This window comes from Mesorhizobium sp. M7A.F.Ca.CA.001.10.2.1, from assembly GCF_003998575.1.
Taxonomy (GTDB): domain Bacteria; phylum Pseudomonadota; class Alphaproteobacteria; order Rhizobiales; family Rhizobiaceae; genus Mesorhizobium.
Window position 1 is genome coordinate 1 of sequence record NZ_RZQY01000259.1, and the last position, 7,771, is coordinate 7,771.

Here is a 7,771-nt window from a genome sequence, read left to right on the forward strand (position 1 = left end):
GGCTTTATGATCCCGACCACGCCAGGGCTGAAAAACTGGCCAGCCAATGGGGCGTGACGGCCTTTGGCTCGGTCGAAGAAGCTGCTGCCGTCGAGGGCGCGATCTTCGATCTTGCCACCCCGCCGTCGCGTCATGCCGATGTGCTGAAGTCCTTGCCTGATGGCGCAGTGGCGCTGATCCAGAAGCCGATGGGCAGCAATCTTGCCGAGGCGACCGCGATCCTCGAGATCTGCCGTGCCCGGAAGCTGCACGCAGCGGTGAACTTCCAATTGCGCTTCGCGCCGATGATGCTGGCGCTCAAGGGTGCTATCGGCAAGGGCTGGCTCGGCGAGATCGTCGACTTCGACGCCTGGCTGGCGCTGGCGACACCATGGCAGCTTTGGGAATTCCTGCTCAAGGCGCCGCGCGTCGAGATCGCCATGCATTCGATCCACTATCTCGACCTGATCAGGCAATTGCTCGGCGACCCCAAGGGTGTGCACGCCAAGACGCTCGGCCATCCCAACCATGCCGTGGCGCAGACGCGCACCAGCGCCATTCTCGACTATGGCGACACCGTGCGCTGCGCGCTGTCGATCAACCACGACCATAAGTTCGGCCGCCGGCACCAGGCCTGCGAGTTCCGCATCTGCGGCACAGAAGGTGCCGCCTATCTCAAGCTGGGTCTCAACCTCGATTATCCCACAGGTGAGCCGGATGTGCTGGAGATTTACCCCAAGGGTGGAACGGACTGGGTCGCGGTGCCCTTGGCCGGCGAGTGGTTTCCAGACGCCTTCGTCGGCCGCATGGCCAATGTCCAGCGTTTTGCCACCGGAGAAGATGCTATGTTGATCAGTCCGGTCGAGGATGCCTGGAGCACGATGGCGCTGGTCGAGGCGGCGTATCAGTCGAGTGCGGCACCGGCGACGCCGATCGCGGAAAGACCCTGATGGAACAGATACAGTATTTCGAAGACTATGAGATTGGCGCGTCGCGCCTGACCAGCGGCCGCACCATCACCGAGACCGACTTCATCGTCCATGCCGGCCACACCGGCGATTTCTTCCCGCACCACATGGACGCCGAGTTCATGAAGACGACGCCATTCGGCCAGCGCATCGCGCACGGCACGCTGGTGTTCTCGGTCGGCATCGGGCTGACGGCAACCGTCATCAACCCTGTCGCCTTTTCCTACGGCTACGACCGGTTGCGCTTCATCAAGCCGGTGTTCATCGGCGACACGATCCGGACGCGCACCACAATTGCGGCCAGGGAAGACGACCCGAAGAGGCCGGGGTCGGGACGGGTGATCGAACGCTGCGAGGTGATCAACCAGCGCGGCGAAGTGGTGCTGGCGGCCGACCACATCTACATCGTCGAACGCAGGCCGACGCAGGGCTGAGACTTGGGAAAGTCCTAGAGCATTTCATTATCGTACCCGCCAACCCTGAGTTCTTTTCAGGATACCTTTCGAAACAGCCACGTGAATGATCCGCGCGAATGCGTTGGTGTAGAAGATCATCATGCCCATGGCAGCAGCAGGCGCGGTGTCGCCAGCGTCGTCCATGTTGAGCACTGCAACCGAGGCGAGCGCCGTGTGTGTTGTATAGATGAAGACCACCGCGGAAACCGTCGTCATGGCGTTGACGAAAAGATAGATCGAGATGTCAAGGATTGCCGGCAGACAGATCGGCACTGTCACCCGCGTGAACAGGCGATAGAAAGGCTGCTTCAGCGAGGCCGCGACCGGCTCGAACTCACGATCGATCTGCTTCAGCGCCGTCAGGGCCGTCAAATGACCGACCGTGTAAAAGTGCGTCACGGTGCAGACGACCAGGATCGCCATTGTGCCGTAGATCGCGTGCAGCGGATTGGCCGGATTGTTGAAGAAGAAAATATAGGCCAGGCCAAGCACAAGCCCCGGCACCGCCATCGGCAGCATGGCGAGGAAGTGGAAGGCTGCCCGTCCGGTCCTGAAGCCTTCGGTCTTTTCGACGATGTAAGCGCCGACGAAGACGATGACGGTTCCAAACACAGCGGTCAGCAACGAGAGCGTGATCGAGTTGTAGTAAGAAGCCCAGCCCCCGCCATCCATGCGACCGAACGCGAAATTCTTCAGGCTGAGACTGAGGTCGTAGGGCCAGAACTTGACCAGCGCGGCGTACTGGCAAATGCCGATGATGCCGGCGATGAACAACGCGACCAGGCTGCAATAAGCCAGACAGACCAGGTCGAAGCGGCGATTGGGTTTTGCCTCGTAAGGCACCGAGCGGGCCGACAGGAGCGAAACCTGCCTACGCTGGACCAGGCGGTCGACGACGAAGGCGGCGATGGCCGGGATCAGCAAGATGACCGAGACCACCGCCCCCATCTCGAAATTCTGCTGACCAATCACTTGCTTGTAGATATCGACGGCGAGCACGTTGAACTGGCCGCCGATGACCTTCGGCAAGCCGAAATCGGTGATGACGAGCGTAAACACGACAAACGCCGCGGAGATCAAACCGTAGCGCGCGCCCGGAATGGTAACGACCCAGAACGTCCGCCACTTGCTGGCGCGCAGCGAAGCGGCGGCTTCATATTGGCGCTGGTCGGAGATCGCCAGTGCCGTCGAGATAATGATCAGAGCATGGGGAAAGGTGAAGAATATCGAGCCGACGACAATCCCCAACGGACCGTAGATCGATATGCCGCCAAGCACGCTTTTCAACAGGCCCTGGTTGCCGAACAGATAGATGAGGGCGATGCCGGGCAGTAGCGACGGCACCAGGATGGGAGCCATGGCGATGAGCCTGAATAGGCCCTTGAAGCGCATCTTGCTTCGGTTCAAAGCGTAGGCGAAGCCGAAGGCTATGCCGACCGTGATGATGGTGCTGATCAGCGCGATCAGGAAGGAGTTCTGGATCGAGCGGAACAGCGTTGGCGTCGAGAAGTAGGTTGTGTAGTTGTCCAACCCAAGCTCGCGCGCGGGCCTCAGCATAATGCGCCGAAAGGTGTTCGAATCGACTTCCTGCCATTCGGTGCCGCGATGGAGTTGCGTGCCGATCAGGAAATAAGCGTCATCGGTGGTGCCGCGGACCTTGTATTTGACCGGGCTGCGGAAACTGAAATCCGGAAAGAAGCTGGTGGCCGGCAGCCGACCATCGGAACTGGTCGCAAGCTTTTCTAGCGGGACCGCGGCGAGTTTCTCGTTCAGAGCGGCGGCCGTCACTGGCTCGCCGAAATTGCCGAGCTTGTCGCTGACCTGGAATTCGAACGCGCCAAGATCGAAGCTGTAGGTCGAGAACGATTTCGACAGCATCACGTAGAGCGGGGCTGCCAGCGACAGGACCAGATAGAACGAGATGACGACCAGCAGGCCGCGCTTGATCAACTCGTCCTTGTCGAGCGACTGTCGAAGCGCCCGACCGGACGGCATCAGGATATCAGTTGCCGCCGCCATGGCGCTCTCCTTGCGGGAAGACAAGCAGTCGGTCGGCGGGCAGTTCCACCGTTAGCGCTCCGCCTTCGGCGAGGCCGAGACGCCGCGTGGCGTTGACCGAGAAATCGGCGATCAGAATCTCGTCTCCAAGCTCTCCGCCGCGCAGCCGGGTGCGCCAGAACGAACCCAGGAATTCCATTTCACCGACGGTCACTTCGATCAGGTTTTCCGAAGTCTTCACCACATCGGGTGCTCCAGGCGAGCGCGAACCCGGCCCGTGTGGAATCACGTCTTCCGGTCGAATGGCGGCGACGACTGCTTCGCCGTTCGCAAAGCTGTGCGGCGCGCATCTGAAAGCCTTCGTCCCGAAGCCTACCGAATCTGCTCCTACCGTCGCATCGAACTTGTTGGTCTCGCCGATGAAATCGGCGACGAACAGCGTCCTGGGATGGCGATAGATTTCAGTCGGGCTGCCGACCTGCTCGATGACGCCATGGTTCATGACTACAATGCGGTCGGCCAACGACAATGCTTCTTCCTGGTCGTGCGTAACCATGATCGTGGTGACGCCGAGCTTGCGCTGCAGCCCCTTGATCTCGTGGCGCAAGTGCACGCGCACCTTGGCGTCGAGCGCCGACAGCGGCTCGTCGAGCAGAAGCAGGCCGGGCGAGGTGGCGATGGCCCGGGCGAGCGCGATGCGCTGCTGCTGCCCGCCGGAAAGCTGCGCTGGGTATTTCTTCGCCTGATCGGGCAAGCCGACCAGCATGAGCAATTCCTTGACGCGGGCATCGATCTCGGCGCGCGGCCGTTTGGTGTTTTCCAGGCCAAAGGCGATGTTCCTTTCAATCGTCAGATTGGGAAACAGCGCGTAGGACTGAAACACGATGCCGTAGTCGCGTTTTGACGGCGGCAGCGTTGAGATATCCCTGCCCCCCTGGCGGACGACGCCTCTGGTCTGCAGGTCGAGGCCGGCGACGGCGCGCAGCAGCGTGGTCTTGCCGCAACCCGAAGGGCCGAGAAAGCAGATGAATTCGCCTTCGTTGATGTCGAGCGAGATGTCCTTCAGCGCATGGAACTCGCCGAAGGCCTTCCAGAGATGTTCGATCCGCAGGTAAGCCGTGTTGCCGGCAGCGGTCATGGGATGCACCTCGGCCAGCGTTGCCGATAGATCAGCGACGGGTTCGTGTCTCATTTTGACCATCCGGGAAGAGTTACGAGAAGGGCGCCGCTCTGACGGCGCCCTGTCGAAATGCTCTGCGTCTAGCTCTTGGGCTCAGACTTGGCGTCGTAGCGCTTCGTCCACTCGTCGAGAATGGCCTTGCGGTGGTTGGCCGCCCACTCGAAGTCATTGTCGATCATCTTGGACTCGATATCTGCGGGCAGGAATTCGACCGGCTTGGCGACATTCGGCATAGCCAGAACCGCATAACCTACATTGTACATCTCGTTGGCCTCCTTGCTGATCGACCAGTCGAGCAGCGTTTTGGCGGCTTCGAGATTTTTCGTTCCCGCAACGATCGCGGATGCCTCCATGTCCCAGCCGATGCCTTCGGACGGGATGACGATATCGAGGGGAGCGCCCTCCTTCTTCGATTTCGCGGCGCGGAACTCGAACGAGATGCCGATTACGGTTTCACCGGCGGCGGCCATTTTGCACGGCTTCGAACCAGAATGCGTGTAGGCATCAATATTCTGATGCAGGGCATCCATATAGGCCCAACCATCCTTCTCGCCGAACAACTGCAGCCAGCTCGATACATCGAGGAAGCCGGTGCCGGACGAGGCCGGGTTCGGCATCACGATGTGACCCTTGTATTCCGGCTTGGTAAGATCTTTCCAGCTGGTCGGCTCGGCGAGGCCAAGCTTTTTGCCCTCCACGGTGTTGAAGCAGATCGAAGCCGCCCAGGCGTCCATGCCAACCCAGGCCGGTGGCGTGTCCTTGTCGACAAACTTCGGCTTGAGCAATTCGACGCCTTTTGGCGCGTAGGGCTCAAGCATGCCTTCGGTCTTCAGCACCAGAAGCGATGTAGCGGCAAGGCCCCAGACAACGTCGGCCTGCGGATTGTCCTTTTCGGCCAACAGCTTGGCGGTAACGACACCCGTGGAGTCGCGGACAAAGTTCAGTTTGATGTCGGGATGGCTCTTTGTGAAAGTCTCGGCGTAGCGGGCGAGATCTTCGGCTTCAATGGCGGTATAGACTGTCAGTTCGGAGGTTTCGGCAAAGGCGGCGGATGACATCAATGCCGCGGCGAAGGCCATTGCGATAGTTGCGTTGCGCGATTTCATGCTCAGTTCCCCTTTGATTGTTGGCACATTCTGCGATGCACTGTGACGATCGCGCCGGTGGACATTGCGGCCCTGTAGCGCTTGTGGATGTCGTCGTTGGGTCAACTCTGGGGATTGGTGATCGATAAGTAAAATCTATTTATTTTATGACAGGCAAACTTCTACTGATAGTCGTCATGGAACTGTCGCATGCCTGTTGCGGCCGCTATTTCGCGCTTGCGAAAGCCCACGATTGGCACGGAGACGGTTATGGTCAGCCGAACGAAACGCCCGTTGTCTGTGCCCGCAAACGCGGGTCGGACGAGCGGACAGTCACCACCAGATCGCCCCCCCTCGCCCGCAAGCCCGCGTCGATTTCGGGGCATTCGAGCTCGCGGTCGGTGCGCACGGCCTTCATGGTCAGGCCGCCAGCACGGCGGTCTCGAGGATGTCGAGCGCACGATCGAGATCAGCTTTCGAAATGACCAGCGGCGGCGACAGCGTCAGCACATTGCCCTGGCTGACCTTGAAGCTCAGCCCCTGCCCCAGGCAAGCATAGAAGACGCGTTCGGCGAGATCGCGCGCCGGCTCGCGCGTATCGCGATCCTCGACGAGCTCGACGCCGACCATCAGTCCCCTGCCCCTGACGTCGCCGACATGGGGCGAGCGCGCCATCAGGTGCTGCATACGCTCCAGCATGTGCCGGCCAAGTTCGGCCGCGCGTTCGACCAATCCTTCCTCCAGGATGATGTCGATCGTCGTCAGTGCGGCGCGGGTCGTCACCGGGTTCTTCTCGTGGGTGTAGTGGCCGATCGCGAAGCCACCGGTGACGTCGAGGTCGCGGCGCGCGATGACGGCGGCGATCGGCAGGATGCCGCCGCCGAGCGACTTGCCGAGGACGACGATGTCGGGCGTCACATCATCATGCTCGTGGGCGAAGAATTTTCCCGTCTTGCCCAGCCCGGTCGGGATCTCGTCGAAGATCAGCAGCGTGCCGTGCCGGTCGCAGGCTTCGCGAACCCGCTTCCAGAAACCGGGCGGCGGCGGGTTGGGCGTCGCCCGCATCGGTTCTGCGACGACCGCCGCCACGTCCTGTTCGCGGCCGAGCACATAGGCGATCATGTTGGCGCAAGCGAGCCCCGAGGTTTCGAGGGAATCGTGGCCATAGGGACAGCGATAGCCGTCCCAGGGTGCGACGTGCTCGGTGCCGGTCATCATCGGGCCTGATATGTGCGAGCGGAAGGTCGCCTCGCCGCCGACGCTTGCAGCGCCGAAGCCGGCCCCGTGGAACGCATCCCAGAACGACACCGTCTTGAAGCGGCCGGTCGCGGCGCGGGCGATCTTCAGCGCGACCTCGATGGCATCCGAACCACCGGTGGTGAACAGCACCTTGCCGAGATCGCCGGGCGCCAATGCCGCCAGCTTCTCCGCCAGCTCGACGGCGGGCTCGCAGGTAAAGCGGCGCGGCGCAAAGCAGAGCTCATCGAGCTGCTTTTTGATCGCCGTGACCAGCCTTGGATGGCCGTAGCCGAGGTGATGCACGCTGTTGCCGTGGAAATCCATGAAGCGGCGGCCAGCGGTGTCCTCGATCCAGATGCCTTGCGCCTTCGCGATGGTCGAAAGGCAGGGGCTGGACAGACTCTGGTGCATGAAGGCAGCCGCGTCGCGATCGAGCAAGCCGCGGATCCGCGGATCGTCCTGCCCGGCATCCCATCGGCCGCGAGCCGCTGTGGTGTTGGAATCGCCTTCGGTGTGCACAAGCTCTTTGATCGCGGCCATCATGGTCTCCGAAACGCGAATGAGGGAGCGGCGAACGCTCCCTCGGTTGTCTTATCCGTCAATGCCGCCCGGTCAGGACCAGGGCAGCGAAAATGTCTTCACATTGGTGTAGCTCTTCATCGCCTCGATGACGCCTTCCTTGTAGCCATTGCCCGAATCCTTGATGCCGCCGAAGGGCGACATCTCGATGCGGTAGCCCGGCACTTCCCAGATGTTGACGGTGCCGACCTGAAGGCCGGCGATGTATTTCTGCATGCGCGGAAAAGAGTTGGTGCAGACGCCCGACGACAGGCCGAAGGCGGTCGAGTTGGACAGTGCGATCAGCGC

8 protein-coding genes are annotated in these 7,771 nt (G+C 61.3%); 2 read left to right on the forward strand and 6 right to left on the reverse strand.

Annotated elements, in window-relative coordinates; translation table 11 throughout:
- Both EN964_RS17600 and EN964_RS17605 read left to right on the forward strand, forming a co-directional pair.
- The coding region (locus EN964_RS17600; RefSeq protein ID WP_164775862.1) for a Gfo/Idh/MocA family protein at positions 1-929 on the forward strand (929 nt) is incomplete at its 5' end.
- Positions 926-1,381 (forward strand): MaoC/PaaZ C-terminal domain-containing protein, encoded by a 456-nt coding sequence (locus tag EN964_RS17605; RefSeq protein WP_164748657.1) that lies wholly within the window; start codon positions 926-928, stop codon positions 1,379-1,381. The genes EN964_RS17600 and EN964_RS17605, both read left to right, overlap by 4 nt.
- Positions 1,382-1,408: 27 nt before the next feature.
- Here the strand turns inward: EN964_RS17605 and EN964_RS17610 are convergent, their stop codons facing one another.
- The 6 genes from EN964_RS17610 to EN964_RS17630 form a co-directional block, all read right to left on the reverse strand.
- Positions 1,409-3,421: a putative 2-aminoethylphosphonate ABC transporter permease subunit gene (locus EN964_RS17610; protein ID WP_127269441.1), complete on the reverse strand. Its 2,013-nt coding sequence runs from the start codon at positions 3,419-3,421 to the stop codon at positions 1,409-1,411.
- Positions 3,405-4,538 (reverse strand): putative 2-aminoethylphosphonate ABC transporter ATP-binding protein, encoded by a 1,134-nt coding sequence (locus EN964_RS17615; RefSeq protein ID WP_127270136.1) that lies wholly within the window; start codon positions 4,536-4,538, stop codon positions 3,405-3,407. The genes EN964_RS17610 and EN964_RS17615 overlap by 17 nt, the downstream gene beginning before the upstream one ends.
- A gap of 122 nt (positions 4,539-4,660) precedes the next feature.
- Positions 4,661-5,686 carry a putative 2-aminoethylphosphonate ABC transporter substrate-binding protein gene (locus EN964_RS17620; RefSeq protein ID WP_127266991.1) on the reverse strand — a complete coding sequence of 342 codons (1,026 nt, stop codon included), beginning with the start codon at positions 5,684-5,686 and terminating at the stop codon, positions 4,661-4,663.
- Between the two features lie 253 nt (positions 5,687-5,939).
- A complete protein-coding gene (locus tag EN964_RS37715; RefSeq protein ID WP_164750876.1) occupies positions 5,940-6,083 on the reverse strand; it encodes a hypothetical protein in 144 nt (47 codons plus the stop codon).
- A 2-nt stretch (positions 6,084-6,085) separates the two neighbouring features.
- Positions 6,086-7,444 carry an aspartate aminotransferase family protein gene (locus tag EN964_RS17625; protein WP_127266990.1) on the reverse strand — a complete coding sequence of 453 codons (1,359 nt, stop codon included), beginning with the start codon at positions 7,442-7,444 and terminating at the stop codon, positions 6,086-6,088.
- 72 nt (positions 7,445-7,516) lie between these two features.
- On the reverse strand, positions 7,517-7,771 hold a 255-nt coding region (locus EN964_RS17630; protein ID WP_127276578.1), incomplete at its 5' end, for an aldehyde dehydrogenase family protein.